The following is a 466-nucleotide window of genomic DNA, read 5'->3' on the forward strand; positions in this document are numbered from 1 at the left end:
CCGGGGCCCGCCCCTCCCCGCCGCGGGGCGGGGGGCCGCGGCCGGCGGCGCGCCAGCAGGCGGCGCCGGTCATGCTGCCATCGGGCTCGAAGGCGATGCCGTTGATGCCGCCGCCGATTGTTTTGCCCCGCTTGACCGTATGGCCCATGGCGGACAGCGCCTCCCCGACCGTGTCGGGGATGGCGGGCTCGAGTTCCAGCGCGTTGCCCATGGTCCAGATGCGCGGCGCCGCCCGCGCCGCCTGCAGCGGCATCGCGGGGGCGATCAGGTTCAGCAGCGCCTGGAAAGCCGAGGGGAAGAGGCGCAGGCCCCCCGGCAGGCCGCGCGCGAAGCGCGGCGCGCCGTCCTGCAGCACGATGGTCGGCGCCATCGAGGTATAGACCCGCTTGCCTGGCGCGACGGACAGCGCCAGGCCCGGCCGCGGATCGAAAATGTGCATGTAGTTGTTGCAGATCAGCCCCGTGCC

At 74.2% G+C, this 466-nt stretch carries 1 protein-coding gene; it reads right to left on the bottom strand.

Features of this window, described 5'->3' with window-relative positions:
- Nucleotides 1-466 (bottom strand): gamma-glutamyltransferase (locus tag AC1MIR_RS18695; protein WP_480029699.1); only part of this gene is annotated, 466 nt, incomplete at both ends.

It is taken from the genome of Falsiroseomonas sp. RANM36 (genome assembly GCF_056682175.1).